Source organism: Pseudomonas fulva NBRC 16637 = DSM 17717 (assembly GCF_000730565.1).
In the GTDB taxonomy this organism is placed as follows: domain Bacteria; phylum Pseudomonadota; class Gammaproteobacteria; order Pseudomonadales; family Pseudomonadaceae; genus Aquipseudomonas; species Aquipseudomonas fulva.
In genome coordinates this window covers 288,215-307,938 of the sequence record NZ_BBIQ01000001.1, presented here as the reverse complement: position 1 = coordinate 307,938, position 19,724 = coordinate 288,215, and the positions used below count along the sequence as shown (strand labels likewise).

The following is a 19,724-nucleotide window of genomic DNA, read 5'->3' as shown; positions in this document are numbered from 1 at the left end:
AACAGGCGTTCAGGCGTTCAGGCGTTCAGGCCTTGTCCCACACCTCGAAGTGATACCGCGGCTTGCCTTCCTCAGCCTGCGCCTGGCTGGACGTGAGCGTCCACTGCTTGCGATCGAAATCCGGGAACCAGGCATCGCCCAGCGGCGACAGCTCGACCCGTGTCACGTACAGGCGGCTGACGAGCCCTTGCTCGAGCGCCTGCCCGTAGAGCTGCGCCCCACCGATCAGCATCAGTTCGTCGACACCTTGCTCGCGCGCCCACTGATCGGCCCGCACCAGCGCCTCTTCCAGTGAAGCGAAAACCTCGGCACCGGCCAGTTCCAGCCCGGGCTGCCTGCTGACCACGATGTTCAACCGCCCAGGCAGCGGCCTTCCCAGCGAGTCCCAGGTCTTGCGGCCCATGATGATGGGCTTGCCCAAGGTGGTGGCCTTGAAGTACTTGAAGTCCCCCGGCAAATGCCAGGGCATGGAATTGTCGATGCCTATCACGCGGTTTTCGGCGCAGGCCACGATCAGGCTCAGGGGCAGTAATGTGTTCATGCCAGCGAGAATAGCACCGCACGGGTGAGTTATGCTGCTGCCACGACCTGTGCAATGGAAGACCCTGTGACTGCACCTTCTTTGCTGGACAAGCGCTGGCTCACCGAGGCGATACGCCTGCGCGAGGAACATGCCGGCCCCCTCGAGGATCAGGAAGCCAACCGCCGTGCTCGCCAGCAAGGCGGCAGCCTGGCCTTGCGCATCGAGACCCGTGCGCTGCTGTTGGCCGAACGCGACGGCATGACCGCCGCGTTGTGGCGCTGGAAGCAAGGGGCGCGCCTGGCGCTGTTGGCGATGCTGGTGATGGCGGTGCTCAGTGGCGGGGGCCTGGCGTTGGCCGCCCTGGGTGACGGGCAGCGGCCGGTGAATGTCTTCTGGGCGCTGGGCAGCCTGCTGGGGCTGAACCTGGTCATGCTGCTGGGCTGGCTGATCGGCTTGTTCCTGAGCGGTGAGCACGGCGCGCTGCTGGGGCGGCTTTGGCTGTGGTTGAGCGAACGCTTGGCCCGCGACGCCCGTGCCGCCCACCTGGCGCCGGCCTTGCTAGTGCTGCTGGGGCGCCAACGCCTGGGCCGTTGGTTGCTGGGTTTGCTGGTCCACAGCCTGTGGCTGGTGGCCATGCTGAGCGCGGTAGGTGTGCTGCTGACATTGCTGGCCACCCGGCGCTATGGCTTCGTCTGGGAAACCACGTTGTTGGCGGCCGAACCCTTCATCGCCATGACCCAGGCCCTGGGCGCCCTGCCCGCGCTGCTGGGCTTTGCGGTGCCTGACCCGGCCATGATCCGTGCCAGCGGCGACACCGCGCCGGCCCTGGCCATGACGCGCCAGGCATGGGCCAGCTGGCTGCTGGGCGTGGTGTTGGTCTATGGCGTGCTGCCGCGCCTGCTCTTGGCCGGCGTGTGCCTGTGGCGCTGGCGGCAAGGGCGCGAACATTTGGCGCTGGACACGAACTTGCCAGGCTACATGCCGCTGCGCGACAGGCTGATGCCCAACAGCGAGCGCCTGGGCGTCCAAGACGATGCACCCGACACACTGCCGCAGTTCAAGGCCGAGCCGTCACTCATCGAAAATGCCGGCGCACTGCTGGTTGGCGTCGAGCTGGACGATCAGCGCCCCTGGCCGCCGTCATTGCCCGCCAACGTCGCCGATGCCGGCGTACTGGACAGCCGGGAGTCGCGGCATCGTCTGCTCGAACAACTGGGGCGTTTTCCACCCGCACGCCTGGCCATTGCCCTTGACCCTGAGCGCTCGCCGGATCGCGGCAGCCTGGCCTTGCTCGCCGAGCTGGCGCGCAATGCCGGAAGTACGCGCATCTGGCTGTTGCCTGCCGCCGCTGATCAGCCTCGCGATGAGCGGCGCCTGAATGACTGGTGTGAAGCCCTGGATCGCCTGGGGCTTCCCTATGCCGACACCCTACCGCTGGCCTGGTTGGAGCACGCTCATGACTGAGCCCTTGAAGCTGGCCGTGGTAGGCCACACCAACGTGGGCAAGACCTCGCTGCTACGCACCCTCACGCGCGACGTCGGTTTCGGGGAGGTCTCGCATCGTCCCAGCACCACACGCCATGTGGAAGGCGCTCGCTTGTCCGTGGACGGGCAGCCTCTGCTGGAGCTCTACGACACACCGGGACTGGAAGACGCAATTGCCCTGCTCGACTACCTCGAACGCCTTGAGCGCCCTGGCGAGCGCCTGGATGGCCCGGCGCGGCTGGAGCGGTTTCTTCAGGGCAGCGAGGCCCGCCAGCGCTTCGAGCAGGAGGCCAAGGTGCTGCGCCAGCTGCTGGCCAGCGACGCCGGGCTCTATGTCATCGACGCCCGCGAGCCGGTGCTGGCCAAGTACCGTGACGAACTCGACGTGCTGGCAAGCTGCGGCAAGCCACTTCTACCGGTGCTTAACTTCGTTTCCAGCCATCCGCATCGCGAACCGCAGTGGCGTGAAGCACTCGCCCGGCTTGGGCTTCATGCATTGGTGAAATTCGACAGCGTGGCCCCGCCAGAAGATGGCGAGCGCCGCCTGTACGAGAGCCTGGCCCTGCTGCTGGAGGAGGCGCGCCCCAGCTTGCAGCGCCTGATCGATGATCAGCAGGCCCAACGGGTAGCTCGTCAGCAAGGCGGCAAGCGTCTGATCGCCGAATTGCTGCTGGACTGCGCCGCTTGTCGGCGCAGCGTGGAAGGTGAACCGTCTGCCCAGGCACAGGCCATCGAGGCGCTTCACCAGGCCGTGCGCCAGCGTGAACAGCGCTGCGTGGAGGCCCTGCTCAAGCTCTATGCGTTCCGGCGCGACGATGCGCACGCCAGTGACCTGCCGTTGCTGGACGGGCGCTGGGGAGACGATCTGTTCAATCCTGAGACCCTGAAGCAGCTTGGGGTGCGGGTAGGCGGCGGAGTGGCGGCAGGCGCGGCGGCCGGTGCCGGGGTGGACCTGCTGGCAGGTGGGCTGACCCTGGGGGTCGCAGCATTGGCCGGGGCCATCGCCGGCGGTGCCCTGCAGACGGCTCGCGGCTATGGCGCGCGCCTGATGGGCAAGCTCAAGGGCAAACGCGAGCTCACCGTCGACGATACCGTCCTGCGCTTGCTGGCCCTGCGTCAGCAACAACTGATGGTGGCACTGGACCACCGTGGGCACGCCGCTCAGGACAGTATTCGCCTGGGCCAGCTGGATGAAAAGACCTGGCGTCAGGGCAAGCTGCCCGAACCGCTGGTGCGGGCTCGCGCGCATCCACAATGGTCCACGCTCAATCCCGGTGCTAAACCGAACCAGGCCCAGCGCCAGGAGCAGCTCGAATCGCTGGTGCAGCAGCTCTAGGCCTGGCCTTTGAGTCGGCGGTCACTTGCGCAACAAGCGCAGGCCGTTGAACACCACCAGCAGGCTAACGCCCATGTCGGCGAATACGGCCATCCACATGGTGGCCAGCCCGGCGAACGTTATGCCCAGGAAGATCGCCTTGATCGCCAAGGCCAGCACGATGTTTTGCTTGAGGATCGCTGCGGTATGCCGCGACAGCCTGATGAACGCAGGGATCTTGCGCAAGTCGTCGTCCATCAGCGCCACATCGGCCGTTTCGATGGCGGTATCGGTGCCAGCCGCCGCCATGGCGAAGCCGATTTCGGCCCGGGCCAGCGCTGGTGCGTCGTTGATGCCGTCCCCGACCATGCCAACGCGATGACCTTGGTCGTACAGCGCCTGGATACTACTGAGCTTGTCGGCTGGCAGAAGGTTACCTTCGGCCCGATCAATGCCTACTGTACGCGCGATAGCCGCAGCGGTGTGCGGGTTGTCGCCGGTCAGCATGGCCGTCTGGATGCCCAGCGCATGAAGCTCGGCAATGGCTTGCCGGCTGCTTTCCTTGACGGTATCGGCCACTGCAAACAATGCCAGGGGGCCTGATGCGTTGAGCAGCAACACCACTGTCTTGCCCTGCTGTTCCAAGGCATCCAGCTGGGCCTCCAGTTCTGGTGAACACAATCCCAGCTCCTCGACCAGACGATGGTTGCCCAGATGCAACACCTCACCCTCAAGGTTGCCACGCACGCCACGGCCCGCCAGCGCGGTGAAATCCCGGACCTCAAGGTGGGGCAGGTCGTTGTCCTGGCCGAACTGGGCTATCGCTCGGGACACGGGGTGATCGGAGCGTGCACCCAGGCTCGATGCCAGGGCCTGCGCACGATGCTCGAACGCCGGTTGCAGGGCTTTGAAGTCTGTCTGGACCGGCTTGCCGTGGGTGATCGTGCCGGTCTTGTCCAGGGCCAGGAAGTCCAGGTGGCGCCCGCCCTCGAGGTACACCCCGCCCTTGATCAGGATGCCTTTGCGCGCTGCCGCCGCCAGGCCACTGACGATGGTGACGGGGGTCGAGATCACCAGTGCACAGGGGCATGCCACTACCAGCAGCACAAGCGCGCGATACACCCAGTCGAACCACGTGCCGTTCAGCAGGAGCGGCGGGATGATCGCCACGGCCAACGCCAGGGCCAGCACTGCCGGCGTATAGATCCGCGAAAACCGGTCGACGAAGCGCTGGGTTGGCGCCCGCGCCCCTTGCGCCTGCTCGACGGCCTTGATGATGCGCGCCAGCGTGGACTGACCAGCTACTGCGGTGGCTTGGATTTCCAGTGCGCCTGCCTGGTTGATGGTACCGGCGAAGACCTTGTCGCCCTGGACCTTCTCCACCGGCAGGCTTTCACCCGTGATCGGTGACTGATCGACGCTGGACTGCCCGCTGATCACTTGGCCATCGAGCCCGATCCGCTCGCCTGGCCGTACTCGCATCGTTGCGCCGACAGCGACTTCACGCACGTCCACTTCGCGCCACTGGCCATCGGCCTGTTGCACGGTTGCCATGTCCGGCGCCAGCTGCATGAGCCCGCCAATGGCATTGCGTGCACGGTCCAGCGAGCGGGCCTCGATCAGTTCGGCCACGGTAAAGAGCACCATCACCATGGCTGCTTCCGGCCATTGGCCGATCAGCAGCGCACCGGTGACCGCGATGCTCATCAGGGCATTGATGTTGAGGTTTCGGTTTTTTAGCGCGATCCAGCCTTTCTTGTAGGTACCCAGACCACAACCCAGGATCGCCGCCAGTGCCAGCGCGGCCACCACCCACTGCGGTGCGAGCTGGGCGAAGTGCACGACTTCGGCGCCCAGGGCTGCCAGACCGGACAGCGCAAGTGGCCACCAAGCCTGTCTGGGCGGCGGCGCTGGCGCGGCAGCGCTATCGGCATCCCCCACGAGCGGCTCGGCTTTCATCCCCAGGCTGTCGATGGCCCGTTCGATGTCGGACGTGCCATCGAGCGTGTGCCTGACCCCAAGAACGCGGCTGATGAGGTTGAACTCCAGGGCCTCGATGCCGGCCATCTTACCCAGCTTGTCCTGGATCAGCGTCTGCTCGGTCGGGCAATCCATGGCTTCGATCCGAAAACGGCTGAGCAGAGCCTGCTTGCTGGGCCGGGACGTCAACTGCACATGAGCAGGCGCCGCCTGCGTGCTGCAACAGGCATGACCCTGATCGCCATGGCCCACGCCGTCATGGGCATGGTCATGATTGTGCTCATGATGATGCGAGTGTTCGGGGCTGACAGACTTGTTCATGGGTCATCCTTATTGAGCCTGTTGCCAAGTGAACACCCTGTAGCCACTATAGGGTCAAGCGAATGCCTGGAGTTTCCAACATGAAGATCGGCGACCTTGCCAAGGCGACGGACTGCGCTGTCGAGACCATTCGTTATTACGAACGCGAGAAGCTTCTGCCAGAGCCTGCGCGCAGCGAGGGCAACTACCGGATGTATACGCAAGCGCATGTCGAGCGCCTGACATTCATCCGCAACTGCCGCACGCTGGACATGACGCTGGATGAAATCCGCAGCCTGCTGCAGCTGCGTGACAGCCCCCAGGCCTCGTGCGGCAGCGTGAATGCCTTGATCGACGAGCATATCGAGCACGTCCAGGCCCGGCTCGATGGATTGGTGGCGTTACAGGCGCAACTGATGGATTTGCGAAGACGGTGTAGCGAAGAAGGCGCGCAATGCGCGATTTTGCAGCAGCTGGAAACCAACGGCGCGGTGACGGTGCCGGATATCGAGCATTCACATGTTGGACGTAGCCATGGGCATTAGTGGGCGTGACCAGCCTGTCGGTCACCCTGCCAGAACAACTGTCTTGCGCCGCATCTGAAGGCTAGCGAATTTCGGGGCGGCCTTGCCGGGGCGCCGGCAAGACCGCTCCCGGGATCGTTCACCGGGGGTATGAAGGCGCCACCTTCAAACCGCCATCGGAGCCGTCATCGGGGCATGATGTTCATACCCTTCGAGCCAGAAATCACTCGGCTCGATCTGTTCAAGCCACTGCGGCTCGTACTTGCCCGTCTCGGCGAACGCCGGCACCCTATCTCTGATCACCAGCTTCGGCGCTTCCAGCGGCTCGCGCTTGAGCTGCTCGTTGAGCATGTCAAGATGGTTCTCGTACACATGGGCATCGCCGATGAAATAGGTGAACCAGCGCGGGGTATAGCCGGTCAGCCGACCGAACAGCGCCAGCAATGCCGCCCCTTCGGTGAGGTTGAATGGCGTACCCAAAAAATTCTTCCGACACTTTATATGCACATTTCACCGTAGATTCTAGCTTTAACACGGTATGTGCTTGTGTGCAAAACAAATATCGCACAGTACGACAAGAATAGCAAGACACATGTGCAGCAATCACATTTGGCTCAAGCCCAGTGTTTACGGGGCCTAACGGCCAACCAGCGTTTGTGGGAGCTACAGCCTCCTGCCCTATCCCTATCGCTATACTCGCGACGAAATGGCACAGTGCCTCTATGGCATTGATTGCCGTGAATTGCCTCTTTTATCGCGAGCGCAGACGCTCACCGAAGAGCTGATTCCTGGCTGCCAGATCCTCGAATCCTGTCGCCTCCGGCGATGGGGAAAGCAAAGGCTGCGGCCCCTTTGGAAAGATCGTGTTATGGATGGCGTAATCTTCAAGCAAGCCGGTCAGTACGCATTGTGCTGCGTTGAGAATTTCTCAGATGAGCTCAAGACCGCTCTTCGGGACAACCTAACGCGAATCTGCCACGGAGCCGATTTCGCCAGCCGTAGCATGCTCATGTTCAAGTATGCGGCCACCCTTAAATCCTTCTGGGATCGCTACTCGACTAAAGATGAGAAGACACGAATCGGGATGCTCGGAGAACTCCTGGCACACGTGATCATTCTCAAAAAGCTCGATAACTTCGATGTCGTATCCCCCTTCTTCAATATGGAAGAAAAAAGCATCCGGAAGGGCTTTGATCTCGTCCTTTACGAATCCGCATCTAACGAAGTTTGGATCACCGAGGTGAAGTCGGGTGGTGCAGGCACTAAAACTTCGTGCGCAGCCACCAGAGGGTTGCTTGCTAAGGCGCGAGATGACCTAAAGGGCCGGCTCGCCGAGGCTGAAACGAACCATTGGCACAACGCGATTAATGCCGCCCAAAAGTCAATCAACGACAGTAAAGACTATAAAGAATCAGTTCTTGAGATCCTAGGTGTCGAAGGTGACAACGCGTACCTGGACACTGCTGTGGCCTCAGACAATAACGTCGTCCTGGTATCTGCACTATTTAACGATGCGACCTGCAAAGTAGAAGAAACAACAGTCGAAGACTTTACAAACAAGCTGATAACCAACCCGATATTCAAAACCGTTTTGGTGCTATCGCTACAGAAAGGAACTCTTCTGAAGCTCGAAGATTTCCTCCGCACAGAGGCAGGATGCTAAATGCAAGAACTTACCATAAAGGAGCTGGCAAAGACTCGCTTCAAAGACATCTACATGGATCTTCTACGCGGACGCGACTTGTCCGACAGCGAAACCGTTAAACTTCTGGCCATCGCCGTACTGCTACTTAATCACAGCGCAGCTGAGATAAAGCGTCTAGGCTATCGAATTACCCTATTTTATGGAAATTTAACTGGTCGATACGAGCCTCTTTACGACGTAGCCGTAAATAGCGGGCTACTTCCAGTCTCTGCCGTTATAGGAAAAAAGCTTGAGCAAGATGAGCGGCTGAGTAAATCATTTATTCAGAATATCGTAAGCAGCTATGTGGATACCTTCCGCGATCAAGGCATGGTGCTCACAGAGCAGCAGGACATCCTAAGAACTTTCGTACAAGACGAGTATGAAAACTCTTCAGTTGTAGTAGCACCGACCTCTTACGGCAAATCAGAACTGATCATTAAGTCCGTTAGAGACAATCCTGAAAAACGTGTACTCATTCTTGTACCGTCAAAAGCCTTACTAGCCCAAACAAAGAAGCGGTTGATTTATGCTGATATCAAGGACATGGGCAAAGTCATAACACACCCCGAGATGTACTCTCCTGAGCGAGACTGCCGTGTTTTTGTACTGACCCAAGAACGACTGAATCGATTGCTTAACGAGCATAGTTATTTAAATTTCGACATGGTGTTCGTGGACGAGGCGCACAACCTTCTCCAAGGCGATAGTCGCAACGAACTATTGGCCACCATGCTATGTATATTGGGCGCTCGAAACCCCTTCACGTCTTTCAAGTTCCTTACGCCATTCCTATGCAACGAGCTTAACGTCCGCGTTCGGTACTTGGACATGACACCTAAGGGATTCAGGATCAATGAGTACATTAAATCTGAACGCTTCCTTGTTAGAGACTTCAGAACCGGAAAAGATGATGGGAAGCTTAAACTTTATGATCATTTCCTTAACCACTGGATTGACATAGATCGCAAACACGAGAATTGTTTTGACCTTATTAAAAATGAATCTTTAGCCAAGAACATTATCTACGGAAACACCAAGAAACGGATCGAGCAGTTTGCGCTAGAACTAGCCGAGGGCTTGCCAAATATTGAGTGCCCGCTGGTTCAAACAGCTTGCGACGAACTCGAGGAAACGTTCGACAAACGCTATCGGCTAATCGCCTGCTTACGAAAGGGTGTGATGTACCATCACGGATCAATCCCAGATACCATCCGTCTTTATCTTGAAAATCTGTTCAATAAGTCCAAGGCAATGAAATACTTGGTATGCAACTCAACGTTGCTTGAAGGAGTAAACTTACCAATTGAACGATTGTTTATATTTGACTATTCCAAAGGAAGAGGAAATCTGACGTCATCACAGTTCAAAAATTTGATTGGACGGGTAAACAGATTTAGTGAGGTATTTGACCCCAAGGCAGGCTCTGCACTGCAAAAACTTGAATCCAGCATTTACCTTTTGGGGGTTGATGAGTACACCCATAAGAGAGCGAACCTCAAGACGTTCTACGAAAATTCCGTAAACGTCGCGCAGGAAGACGAAGACACGGTCAACAATGTTCTCCTCCAAGCAGCAGATATAAGTGATGACAAGGCCGCCCTTCGCCACAAGGACGCCGTATCTAGGCTTGAAAACCTTCAGCCAGGCGTTGTCACTGGCGAAGAATGCAAATATGTAAAGACAGAGGTTGGCCGCTTAATGATCGCCAACAGCGTCAGCGAAATCGACGTATTTGCCTCAGAAGAAGAAGTGGACGAAGCCATTAGCCTATCACTCGAGGCGAATGGGCCAATCAATACCGCCGACCGGCTCTTAACCGACATCAAGACTTGCTTCATCGAAAAGTTTCATGCTGGAACAAAAAATAGCGACATGCTGCGCCTAAAAAACCAGGCAGCGTTGGACTTCTACGCAATGTTCCTAGATTGGAAACTAAAAAAACGCACTACAAAACAAATCATCAGACACACGTTAAAATACTGGGAAGATCTCCCCCAAACGAAAGGCACCGACTATGTATTCGTGTCAAGCTGGGGCGACACCAAGTACAGAAATAGCCATAGCGCTCACTATGTGAGAATTTCTCGAAAAAACGAGGTGGAACGAGTCAATCTCGCAATTGTAAGGCTCAAAGACGAAGATGACTTTTTTGACAACAAAATCTTCAGATTCCTTGAGATCCTCAATGGAGTTGGCGCCGTCGAGCCTAGTTTCTACAAGCGAGTGAAGTACGGTACCGACGATGAATCAAAAATTAAATTGATTCGCGAGGGCTATAGTCGCGGATTATCCGAACTGTTGCTTGATCGATATCCTCGGTATGTGCGCATGAATGCGAATGGTGAGATCGAGGTCAGCTCCCATGTAATCGGGCTGATGAGACGGAACGAAGAAAGTGACCTGCTGATTTTTGAAGCCCAGATGAACTTGAAACCTGTGCCAGAGCAGTCGGCGTAGCCCCACAGAGAGCTGAAGGATGATGCCCGCTCGCCTAGTTGATACTGGGAGGGCGGGCAACCAGCAGAGCAGCTATCAGTCAGCCTGGAGGGTATAGACCGTCTTCCGCTTTCCATACACTGCAATCTTCAGCACCTCGTTCCCGGCACTTGCAGCCTCTGCAACCTTGATGAGCTTGACCATGCTGTTAACCGTGCTCGTTTTGGACTGGTACTTGAACCGTTCGATTTCGGCTACGGAGCAGGCACGGTAGGCCGTTCGGATCACCCCGGATTTCTCTAGGAGGTCGATCTTTTCTGGCGAAATCCATGAGATCAGCTCAGTGATTTTGCTAATTTTCTCGTGCAGGTGGGCCACTGCTTGGTGCTCATCATTGACGTTGAAACGCTTCCAAGCGGGTTCGTGGTGGAACACTCGATTTCGGAACTTCCTTACCAGTGCAACCTGATCCTTGCATCCGGCAAGCATGGCGCTCGCCTGAGTCGTTGGCCACTGGCCCTTGAAAACCCGCCCCAGATTCTTCGGCCAGATAAGGTTGTTACCCATGTATTCGTTGTCCAAAACGAATTCCCATGTGGAGAATTCCGTTTTGGATACGACTTCTTGGTGGTCTGGCTGCCCGCTGACCTGCCGGCTTTTGCGCTCGTACCAGGCGGTATTGAAGGCTGACCCGAAATTTTGGGTCAGTTTCGCAACCGCATCGGGCACCTGGCCTCCGGGGGTAAAGCTCTTGTACTTAAGCGTTTTTGCCTTCCACCAAAATTTCCCAAGATCAGCCGTCAGGACGGTGTCAATCGAGTTCCGCAACGTGACCTCCGCCGCGCTGAGCAGAGGGTAGAGAACGCCACAAACGTGCGAGTTCCACAGGTAGGCCCCCACTAGCTCAGCGTCATTGCTGGTCGAAAATACCTTGCTGTAGCTGGCGATCCGGTGAGAGCTGATGAGGTGGTCGATCAGCTGGGGTCTATACTGGACGGTGTGCGGCATGCTCGGCTTCCTACTGGCCAGGTGCCTGTATAAAGGGGGTTGACATCAGTGTCAACCGCTCGTACGATTGAAAAACGGTTGGCATTGAGCTCCAATGAGCGAAAGCTTACGACTCCTTGCAAAGACCACGAAACACCCGCCCCGGCCTCGAGCCGGGGTTTTCGTTTCTGGAACACACGTACCCGTTCTATCCCCTGCATCCAAGCGGCCATCACATATCGTCTGCTCCTTGTCGGCATAAAGGCTCAAGTGGCCTACTTACTCTAAACGGCCAGCCGGTCTCTTCGAGCCCGCAGCAGCGACGTTCTCAAACCGCCTGCCGACACCGACCGCACAGCCTCCGATCGCCGTGCACCTTCCTAAAACCCCTCCAAACGTTCCTGATTTCCCGATGTCGAGAAGCTCGAACATTAGTTTGATCCCCACGCTTGCACGGTAAGTTGGATAAAGTAAATACCCTCATCAAGTTGACTTTTATATTGACAGATAGTCTACTTACAAAGATGATCGGGTTACACTGAATTTCGCTCTATAGGAGGCCGGGCAAAGCCCGACCTCCTATAGAGCATTTTTTCACAAACTTTTTCGTTTCAGCGACCAAACCTCTACGTGGCTTCTGAGTGCTCTCGGCATCGATCAATGCGTCGACTCAAGATAGCCATAGACGACAGAGCCAGTCATGCAATGACCCGAGAAGCAATTACTTCCCGAAAGACATAGGCAACTGCCTTGATTGGCTGGCCTAACTAGGGGCTTGTACGTTAGACCTTGTCGAAACGCAACGTCCTTCTTTGGCAGGTACATGTGTACTTGGCCTTCATGCCGATGGCGAACTCGACCCATTACCGAGTAACCTCAAGGGTCAACCGCCGGCCCTTAAAGCAACGCACGCCGACTAAGCTCGCGCTGAAGATCGCAGTGGAAGCAACCATGTACAACCCGACGCCGCTCAACCTACTCAGCTCGCTGGACTCCATTTCAGCTGCCCGACTGTCCTCCTACCGGCGTTTTTTCAATCCGGCGTCCGACACAGAGCTGTACGGCCTCTATTGCTGGAACGAAGTTATATCCACGAATTTCATGCGATTAACAGGCATCGTCGAAGTGGCGTTAAGAAATCGCTTCCACCTCGCTCTGAGCCAGTACGCGATGGCCCAGCATCCATCCAGGATCATCGGCAGCGCTGATGCCAACAACTGGTACGAGGTGCTTGCATTAAGCGGGAAAAGCTCGGAGAAGGTTCAGGCCGTCACTCATGACAGGTACTGGAACAAGGCTCAAAAACGATACATCTACACCCCGAAACTCCATCCGGTCAGTCCTAATCAAGTGATCGCGAACATGACGTTCGGCTTCTGGGCACCACTGCTGGATCTCGGCCTGTCTTGGAACACAATCATCCCGACTATCTTTCCTTACCATCGATACGCGAGTAACGCCGGACACTGGAACAACAAGACGAACGTAGGCACCGTCTACGCGCGCCTTGAGACCCTCAGATCCCTGCGCAACCGCGTCGCACATTTCGAGCCGCTGTGGAAAATCCCGGACATCAAAGAAGAAAAGAAAGAAGTAAAGGGGGTAACGGTCAATGTAGAGTACCCGGCTCCCGCTACTGAAGCTGAAGTGCTTGCCCGGCTGAACATGCTCTATCGCCGTATCACCCAGACGCTCCATTGGCTGTCGAAAGACAGAGCTAGTGACCATGAACAGTCAGAGTTTCATCAAAAGTCTTTGTACCTGATGACGCAGGAAGCTTTGGACGGCTTCAAGTGCGGGTACGCCCACTCAGACGTCAAGCTCAGCAGCATGACAAAATCCTGGGGCATGAAACTGGTACTCAAGAGTGGCAAACCGATCCAGATCTCCCACCAGCAGAAAGTGATTGGAAATTTCTATCCCACTCACTGATGCCTCACGTCCATGTGGCCGCCCTTTATACTCACCGCACCCGATCAGCCGTCATGCTCGAATCCAGGGTGCTTGAACGAGAATGGGGCGGCAGGGAGTAAAGCACTGCGAGCGGCGGCTCTGAAGCAAAAAGAGGGGAGCTTCACGCGTAGCAGCGCTGACGCAGCGGCAGAACTGGATTTTCTCGGTATCTTGAAAAGGAAAAGGCCACCCTTTAGGGGTGGCCTTCTCACGTACTTCATTGCCCTTGGATCTTCAGTGGTGCTCTTAACCTGCTGACGATTAAGCCCAAGCGCCTACACATTCATGGTACACAACGTGGAGGCCGGGTGTCTATCCCTAGTAAGGGCTTTTGGAAGGGCACCCTCCAAAAAATGCACCGGCAGTCGCCCAGGCGCAGCCCTGACCTAACTGAGCAAACGTGCCTCGGCTAGGTTGCTGCCATCGCCATCGTTGCGTAATGAATCGAGGCTGGAACACAGCCATGTACCTCCAAGCATTGCCGCCAAGTCACCCTTTCCCGGACAGCCAGGGGGAGGACATGACCGGGGCAACCCTTGTAGCTGACGCATCTCTACCTGGCTTCAAACGAACGAAGCTTCGCCAGCGCACGATTGATTGGAGGATTTTCCATGCCTGCCGGAATGTAGATATCGTCATCAGGTTTGATAGCCGAAATCTCTTGGGCGCTTTCATCGATTTCCCATGCATACATGACAACTACACCAGAAGTTATCAAATGGCTAACGAGCTTGCCCTTGGTATTCACAGTAGCGATATGACACTTCTTATGTACTTCGTAATCTTTCAAAAACCTGTCGATATTTTCAGAAGAGTTTGGCGTCATTGTAAGTAGCTTAGACAACCCCGCTTGAACTTTCGAAGGCCTATCTTCAGATCGATCGAGATCACTTGTAACCGCCACGCGATAATGCGGAGGATTCTGCCTATCAATGCCCTGTATCAATGCGATGCGCAACGTATGGTTGGAGTTTTTGTCTCCGATAGTTTTTGCGATGTTCTCAAATATTCTATGCCCAACAGCGGCATTTTCGAAGCCGAAGATCAGCACCGGGATTTCGCCTTCGCATGTCTGAAAACCTAACCCTCTCCAGCCAGCTTGACTCCACAGGCCCTCCTGAATGAGAGAGACTACTTTAATTTCTCTATGCTTCATTGTCGAAAACTGAAATGGATGTTTTGGACGTCCCTCAGACTCATCAGATTTAGAGGGCCAGTCCATAGGCTCTACATTATGATGCTCATGCCAAGTTATGCGCCGAGTTGGCTTGTATATTTCATAGGCAGCATCCTGATGAGACTCGATGCTTGGAACAGCTTTACGCCCCATGAAGTAACTGTCCAATCCAATATTACAATTGAAGACAACTGCTCGCTCCAAGGCCTTGTCGTCTCGAAGCATCGCTTCAATTTTTGACCAGCTTATTTGAGGGCAAATAATGGACACAAAGTGAAGACAGAATTCACTGTAAAATTGCCTGATCGCATCTCGTTGTTCATCGGTCAAACTGGCAATGCTAAACGGCGAACAGAGGATCTCAGCAGAGGTGACCTGCGCAGCGGTGTCAAAGCTGTGCTTAAGTATGAAGCCATCCTCATCTTCCAATAAGATGTCGATATCTACGGCGGGCACTGTAGCCGTCGCATGATCTGCCATCATGGGTGCGCAGAAACTCTCCAGTACAGCCAGCAATTGCTGCGCTAATTCAATGCATGGCGATTTGACCGGAAAAGACACAGACACCTTACAGCCCAAGATATAGGAGCTTATAGTAGTCCAGCGATCCAGATAGAGGTCGAGTGGGGCCACGGGAGCGCCCATATCAATGCTGCGCCACATGTTCATAAGGTGAAGATCAATTGCCTCACCCTCAGGCCCCGCCTTATCTTCATGGCCTAAGGATATTAATAGCGCATCTGCACTGAGCCCTAGGTCGAGCTGGTTCAGTTTATCCGGTAGCCAGGCTATTTTTTCAACGTCTGAAAAATTGGCATTGAGAAGTAGCTGACCAATCAAAACCTCGTAATTCATTTTCTGATTTTCTGTCCACAGCTTTTCATCCACCGTTTGAGAGACTAGTTGAGCCAAGTGGTACCAAGTCAAGGACTGACTCACGCGACCTAGTTGACCTTCAATCCACATGAGTCGTTGGTAAATAGCCGCTTGCTTATAACTGCTTCGCTGCTCCTTCAGGGCGTCAGAAGTGACCACATAAGCCGCCATCAGCGCGGCCCCTCGCGCAGCCCAGAGCAGGCCCTGCTTCTCGTATGCATGGGACAACATATAAAGGGCAGCGAAGACTTCCATCTTACTTTCACTGTTATACAGCCCATACAGAGACAAACCGAAGCACTTGATCGCCCTATAGTAGTCCTTTTTGTCGCTACTCAGCGCTCCCCGCCTCAGGTACATTTCAGCCTTCATCCGGCTATTTTCCCGTGCACCGGCATCATCAATGAGCTTATCCATGAGATCTTCATAGGCCTTGAGATCTCCAAAAGCCACGTCGAGTGCTTCGAGTAAATTGACGAGACGAGCCATAGGGTAGCCAATCAGCTTGTGAGCACTATCAGCGATTTCGCTCAACGACCGGAAGATTTTATTGGCTTGCTCCTCATTTTCCGCAGCCAGCAGATCTAGAAGCGCCAGAGAGGTCTTGGCTTGCAACGCGCCGCTTATCATGTCCGCGTTGTTGGCAAGTGAGTTCAGCTTCTCTCGAATGGTGGCCTCAATTAAGTCCACATCAAGGGTGCACTTATCGTCTCGATAACTGGTGACCACCAGATTGAACAACGTTACGACTTTTTCCCACACCTCAACGTTGTCGGTGCCTTGCGCCACTGCGAGCGTTTTCTCAAAGGTTTCCTCAAAGAGCTCGGCATTCTCAAGCCACCAGTACGCGGCCCATGCCAGCTGGTAGAGGGCGTCGAAATGCTGTCTCTGGGTACCAAACTTTTTTGCTGTACGCACAGCGATATTGAATTGATGCTCCACAGCAACGGCATCACGTTCCAGCTCTTTGTAAATGATGGCCCGCTTGGTGTAGAGGTCGACCTGAGAGAGCGTCAGACGGCCCGGATCTGCAATCTGTTCGATCTGACGTTCGATCTCTGTGAGCTGAATTTGCTTGTCAGCGTCGAACGGGCCGGTCTGTATCTTGCTCTCAATGCTGCCTGTAAGACCTAGGTGATCGATGGCAAGGTGCTGATTCTTTGGCTGCAGTGTTCTATCAAGCAGCCAGGTACGATCGAGGATTGTGACCTTGACGCCATACTTTTCGGAAAGCTCGTCCTGAAACGACGCTCTGGAGCTGTTCTTGATGAAACGACTGGTGACACAGAAAATTCGCACGTAGCCACGCCCTGTCGACATGATGCTCTCGACGTCCTTTCTACATTTCGTCTTCCAGTCTTTTTGAGTGCTGACCCCAAAGGCCCATCGTTCGGACTCGGGGGCTTCATTCAACCCCCAGAAAAAGGCGATTTGGCTCGCTACAGGATATGTCTCGGTATCGGTCTTACCGTCCCCACCCGCAGTCGGGCCGGTCTGGGCAACCAGGTTGGGGCAGATTTCTCGCTCGCAAAGCTTCCGTACGAATATCTCGAACTCAAGCTCTTGGCTTCGATTGTTCAGGGTCTCGAAGTGGTACTCCAGCATGGAGCGATCGATTGTCGACTCCTGTAGCTTTACAGAGTCCGAGAACTGCTCAGGACGTCTTGCTCGCAGAAAGTCTTGAGGCTTGGGAGCAGTTATTTTGGTGGCCGATTGTTCCTTGTCCATCATCCACTCCTGAAATGACTATTGGCATCACCCTGCTACGACCAACGCTCTGGCCGTATGTCAACGCAGCCCCCGCGTCATCGTGATGGTGTGCGGTACACAATGCTTGTGAACGTCCGCGAGTACTCAGTGAGCGAACGGTCGTTACACCACCCCAGGCTCCGAGGCTGATGTGTGCTCGAATCTAGGGTGCCGGCTTCTCGGCCTGCCAAAAATTGCAGCTGAAATTGTTCAAGCCCCCACCGTAGGGACTAGGCCTTACGGCGAACACCTCAGGCACAGCATCACCGTCGCCACCATCGCGGAAGAACTCCCTCATAGAGAAGAGCGCCTGAGCCTTCAAGCGCTCCCATTCTCGATGCCGACTATCTTCGAGATCCCTCGCCACCTGGGCCGCGCTGGGTTTGCGCTTGGGCAGCGGAAAGGCGTAATTGGGCTGAGGAGAGAAATCGTAGACGAAAGTCACGTACCCGTGCTTCCAGTCCGCAGATGGCGAGGCCCGCCAGCGGAACGACACAGGCACCGATAGCCGCTTGCTGAGATGAAAAGGCGCCCTGATCTGATCATCAATAAAGAACAGCTCCCCCTCTTGGCGCTCTGTTTCGAGCCGGCCCTTCATCTGCTGTAACGCATGAACGAGGTCACTGCCAGCGTGAAGCGCAGCTTGCCGAGTCCGTTCGCGCTTGGCATGAGCCTTGGCTTTGCCGTACTCAGCAATCGCTTGTTGGAATGCATGAAGCTTGGTGCCCACATAGGGGCCACAATCACTTAGTCCAAGGCCAAGAATCGGCCCTATTCGTTCTTCATCTAGGCACTTACGCACTGCTGCTCGAAGCACTGTCTCATCAACATTGCTGATGGCCGCTTGCTGATAACTGGGCAAGTTAATGTACGTCATGACCAAACCTATCCTTGTGAAATTGGCAGTGTTCCCCACTCCAACGCTGGGATGCCGGCAGGATGCCACCATATAGCATGGCCGCCGGGCGGCGGAAGCCCCTCTTGAAAGGGACACCAGTACCGAAATAGGCATCCAGCCGCTCGATGACGTCATACACCTTGAACCATTTGCACTGTTCAAGCGGCTGGACGTTCTCATCATGGATATTGGGCGTAAGCGTCCGGCGAACTCACCTTCCGAACTCCAGCTTTAAGGGCGATGGTGTCCGCGTATTTTTAAGCGGACGCGATCACCCTTATCGCCAGGATTTCCATGCTCCAACGAAGCCCTTATCCCAAACCGTTCAAAGCCCAGCGCCGGGCGAGAAGAAAACCCACCGAGCCTACGTCTGGGCCTACAGCAGCACACCGTTCTCAGCGCTCAAAGCCGTGGTGTATGACTTCAGTCCAAGCCGTGCTGGCGAACACGCACGTAACTTTTTGGGCGACTGGAACGGGAAGCTGGTTTGCGACGACTTCGCCGGCTACAAAGCTGGTTTTGACCACCGACCTGTACAACCTGGCAACGCAACACACGCCGAACCTACACGCTTGCAACCCCTCATGGCTTCCGCCAACGCCACCGCAGTCGATCGTCCTGATCCAGAACCCACATGCCCGACCAGATCGCCAACCAGAACTGAGCCGTTACTAGCCACGGGATGCTCATGACCCAACCAATGGCCTTGGCACCTACGCGCACCCAAGAGGCAGCGTATTTGGGCCCGCCATCTGCGACGGGGACGTACAGACCCGAACAGGAAAAAGTGCCAAACCAACGCCAGTAGATTTCTAGCTCCTGCTTGGCAAACTTCACCGCATCCAAATTCCAATGCATATCCCAGCGCTCAGACCACTGGGAGTTGAACGTCGACGTCTGTGTCAAGGTCTGGGTCATACCATCCGCGATGAGGATATTGCGCCCATCACTCAATTCGATGCTGCCGTAACGAAAGCGATAGGTATCCAAAGAAAACCGCACCCTGTCATCCGTCACGTCGACAAGCTCGCACACTGGCTGGTTGTTCAACTTGAATACGGCGGGTGTCTCATCTACATCCACTGCGATGATCCGATCTTGGTACTTGACCCCCATACCTCGACCTTCGAACACACATTCAAAACGGTTGACGATGCCTTGCTTCGCTCTCAGAGCAATTTTGGACACCTGAGGATGCGGATCAGTGGACTCCGCTAGGTAAACGCTGCACTCCAGATGTTCTCCAAGCGGCTCCCAAAATGAGCCAAGGCCATGCCTACTCGTCCAGCGGCGATGTGAATGGAGATACGTTTTGTAAAACAGCGCCTTCTCGACTTTTCTCCAACACCATCCAGCCGCGAAAGCCAAGATTCCCCAAGGAACTGACAGGTTCATTCACTCTTCCTTTTATCTAAACCTTGCGTAGCAGAGGCCGCATGCGGCCTTGAACGCCTTGAATGACATGGTGCCAACCACTATACCGGTAGGTATGGGGGCCAAGGAGCGGGAATACAATCAGGGTGATATTGGCAGCTTGACCTGACGTTGCCCATCAACGCGTCCTGGGTGCACAAACCGGTCGATAACAACTCAGCTGATGTTCAAACATCTGACAGGACGCTGACGGCCTGCTAGGCGCAGACCTACGAACCCGATGCATTCAGCGGATCAACCAATGCCCTAACCAGTGAACGACTTCTCGGCTTCGGAGGTAGTTGACTCAGCACTCATGAAATCGCCCGCGCAGCCGATGGGATTACTGCGCAAGGAACCATCCCCGAAAACACGGTGGCCCACCTGCGTGAACAGTGGAGAATCCCTCAAAGGAATAGAT

At 55.8% G+C, this 19,724-nt stretch carries 12 protein-coding genes and 2 pseudogenes; 7 read left to right on the top strand and 7 right to left on the bottom strand.

Annotation, left to right across the window (positions count from 1 at the left end; genetic code table 11):
- Nucleotides 1-25 precede the first annotated feature (25 nt).
- Complete coding sequence (locus PFU01S_RS01430; protein WP_028686704.1) at nucleotides 26-541, bottom strand: dihydrofolate reductase; 516 nt, start codon at nucleotides 539-541, stop codon at nucleotides 26-28.
- A 54-nt stretch (nucleotides 542-595) separates the two neighbouring features.
- On the opposite strand from PFU01S_RS01430, the gene PFU01S_RS01425 reads away from it, so the two are divergent.
- The gene (locus PFU01S_RS01425) at nucleotides 596-1,987 is read left to right on the top strand and encodes a DUF2868 domain-containing protein (RefSeq protein WP_033736664.1); all 1,392 of its coding nucleotides are present in this window, start codon (nucleotides 596-598) and stop codon (nucleotides 1,985-1,987) included.
- Nucleotides 1,980-3,344, top strand: a complete 1,365-nt coding sequence (locus PFU01S_RS01420) for a GTPase/DUF3482 domain-containing protein (protein ID WP_028686706.1) — start codon at nucleotides 1,980-1,982, stop codon at nucleotides 3,342-3,344. The genes PFU01S_RS01425 and PFU01S_RS01420 overlap by 8 nt, the downstream gene beginning before the upstream one ends.
- Nucleotides 3,345-3,365: 21 nt before the next feature.
- Here the strand turns inward: PFU01S_RS01420 and PFU01S_RS01415 are convergent, their stop codons facing one another.
- Nucleotides 3,366-5,624 carry a heavy metal translocating P-type ATPase gene (locus tag PFU01S_RS01415; RefSeq protein ID WP_028686707.1) on the bottom strand — a complete coding sequence of 753 codons (2,259 nt, stop codon included), beginning with the start codon at nucleotides 5,622-5,624 and terminating at the stop codon, nucleotides 3,366-3,368.
- Between the two features lie 80 nt (nucleotides 5,625-5,704).
- On the opposite strand from PFU01S_RS01415, the gene cadR reads away from it, so the two are divergent.
- Nucleotides 5,705-6,148, top strand: a complete 444-nt coding sequence (gene cadR / locus PFU01S_RS01410) for a Cd(II)/Pb(II)-responsive transcriptional regulator (protein ID WP_027913469.1) — start codon at nucleotides 5,705-5,707, stop codon at nucleotides 6,146-6,148.
- Nucleotides 6,149-6,292: 144 nt separating this feature from the next.
- Here the strand turns inward: cadR and PFU01S_RS01405 are convergent.
- Nucleotides 6,293-6,610: pseudogene (locus PFU01S_RS01405) on the bottom strand (thymidylate synthase); the annotation flags it as partial.
- 385 nt (nucleotides 6,611-6,995) lie between these two features.
- On the opposite strand from PFU01S_RS01405, the gene PFU01S_RS01400 reads away from it, so the two are divergent.
- Nucleotides 6,996-7,790: a Hachiman antiphage defense system protein HamA gene (locus PFU01S_RS01400; protein ID WP_028686709.1), complete on the top strand. Its 795-nt coding sequence runs from the start codon at nucleotides 6,996-6,998 to the stop codon at nucleotides 7,788-7,790.
- Nucleotides 7,791-10,271, top strand: a complete 2,481-nt coding sequence (locus tag PFU01S_RS01395) for a DEAD/DEAH box helicase (protein WP_028686710.1) — start codon at nucleotides 7,791-7,793, stop codon at nucleotides 10,269-10,271.
- A gap of 75 nt (nucleotides 10,272-10,346) precedes the next feature.
- Here PFU01S_RS01395 and PFU01S_RS01390 read toward each other — a convergent pair whose 3' ends face one another.
- On the bottom strand, nucleotides 10,347-11,258 hold the full coding sequence (locus PFU01S_RS01390) for a CAAX amino protease (protein ID WP_028686711.1): 912 nt from the start codon (nucleotides 11,256-11,258) through the stop codon (nucleotides 10,347-10,349).
- A 930-nt stretch (nucleotides 11,259-12,188) separates the two neighbouring features.
- On the opposite strand from PFU01S_RS01390, the gene PFU01S_RS01385 reads away from it, so the two are divergent.
- Nucleotides 12,189-13,169, top strand: coding sequence for an Abi family protein (locus tag PFU01S_RS01385; RefSeq protein WP_161780408.1), 981 nt, complete (start codon nucleotides 12,189-12,191; stop codon nucleotides 13,167-13,169).
- Between the two features lie 574 nt (nucleotides 13,170-13,743).
- Here PFU01S_RS01385 and PFU01S_RS01380 read toward each other — a convergent pair.
- Both PFU01S_RS01380 and PFU01S_RS01375 read right to left on the bottom strand, forming a co-directional pair.
- The gene (locus tag PFU01S_RS01380) at nucleotides 13,744-16,971 is read right to left on the bottom strand and encodes a hypothetical protein (RefSeq protein WP_028686713.1); all 3,228 of its coding nucleotides are present in this window, start codon (nucleotides 16,969-16,971) and stop codon (nucleotides 13,744-13,746) included.
- A gap of 184 nt (nucleotides 16,972-17,155) precedes the next feature.
- Complete coding sequence (locus PFU01S_RS01375; protein ID WP_028686714.1) at nucleotides 17,156-17,869, bottom strand: hypothetical protein; 714 nt, start codon at nucleotides 17,867-17,869, stop codon at nucleotides 17,156-17,158.
- A gap of 314 nt (nucleotides 17,870-18,183) precedes the next feature.
- Between PFU01S_RS01375 and PFU01S_RS21535 the strand changes: the two are divergent.
- A pseudogene (locus PFU01S_RS21535) lies at nucleotides 18,184-18,450 on the top strand (IS66 family transposase); the annotation flags it as partial.
- 22 nt (nucleotides 18,451-18,472) lie between these two features.
- On the opposite strand, the gene PFU01S_RS22030 reads toward PFU01S_RS21535, so the two are convergent.
- Nucleotides 18,473-19,285: a hypothetical protein gene (locus PFU01S_RS22030; RefSeq protein ID WP_033736667.1), complete on the bottom strand. Its 813-nt coding sequence runs from the start codon at nucleotides 19,283-19,285 to the stop codon at nucleotides 18,473-18,475.
- Between the last annotated feature and the right edge of the window lie 439 nt (nucleotides 19,286-19,724).

Bases quoted from the DNA above. Each gene is read 5' to 3' on its own strand.
- PFU01S_RS01430 (WP_028686704.1), bottom strand. From the start codon at position 541: ATGAACACATTACTGCCCCTGAGCCTGATCGTGGCCTGCGCCGAAAAC.
- PFU01S_RS01425 (WP_033736664.1), top strand. From the start codon at position 596: ATGGAAGACCCTGTGACTGCACCTTCTTTGCTGGACAAGCGCTGGCTC.
- PFU01S_RS01420 (WP_028686706.1), top strand. From the start codon at position 1,980: ATGACTGAGCCCTTGAAGCTGGCCGTGGTAGGCCACACCAACGTGGGC.
- PFU01S_RS01415 (WP_028686707.1), bottom strand. From the start codon at position 5,624: ATGAACAAGTCTGTCAGCCCCGAACACTCGCATCATCATGAGCACAAT.
- cadR (WP_027913469.1), top strand. From the start codon at position 5,705: ATGAAGATCGGCGACCTTGCCAAGGCGACGGACTGCGCTGTCGAGACC.
- PFU01S_RS01400 (WP_028686709.1), top strand. From the start codon at position 6,996: ATGGATGGCGTAATCTTCAAGCAAGCCGGTCAGTACGCATTGTGCTGC.
- PFU01S_RS01395 (WP_028686710.1), top strand. From the start codon at position 7,791: ATGCAAGAACTTACCATAAAGGAGCTGGCAAAGACTCGCTTCAAAGAC.
- PFU01S_RS01390 (WP_028686711.1), bottom strand. From the start codon at position 11,258: ATGCCGCACACCGTCCAGTATAGACCCCAGCTGATCGACCACCTCATC.
- PFU01S_RS01385 (WP_161780408.1), top strand. From the start codon at position 12,189: ATGTACAACCCGACGCCGCTCAACCTACTCAGCTCGCTGGACTCCATT.
- PFU01S_RS01380 (WP_028686713.1), bottom strand. From the start codon at position 16,971: ATGGACAAGGAACAATCGGCCACCAAAATAACTGCTCCCAAGCCTCAA.
- PFU01S_RS01375 (WP_028686714.1), bottom strand. From the start codon at position 17,869: ATGACGTACATTAACTTGCCCAGTTATCAGCAAGCGGCCATCAGCAAT.
- PFU01S_RS22030 (WP_033736667.1), bottom strand. From the start codon at position 19,285: ATGAACCTGTCAGTTCCTTGGGGAATCTTGGCTTTCGCGGCTGGATGG.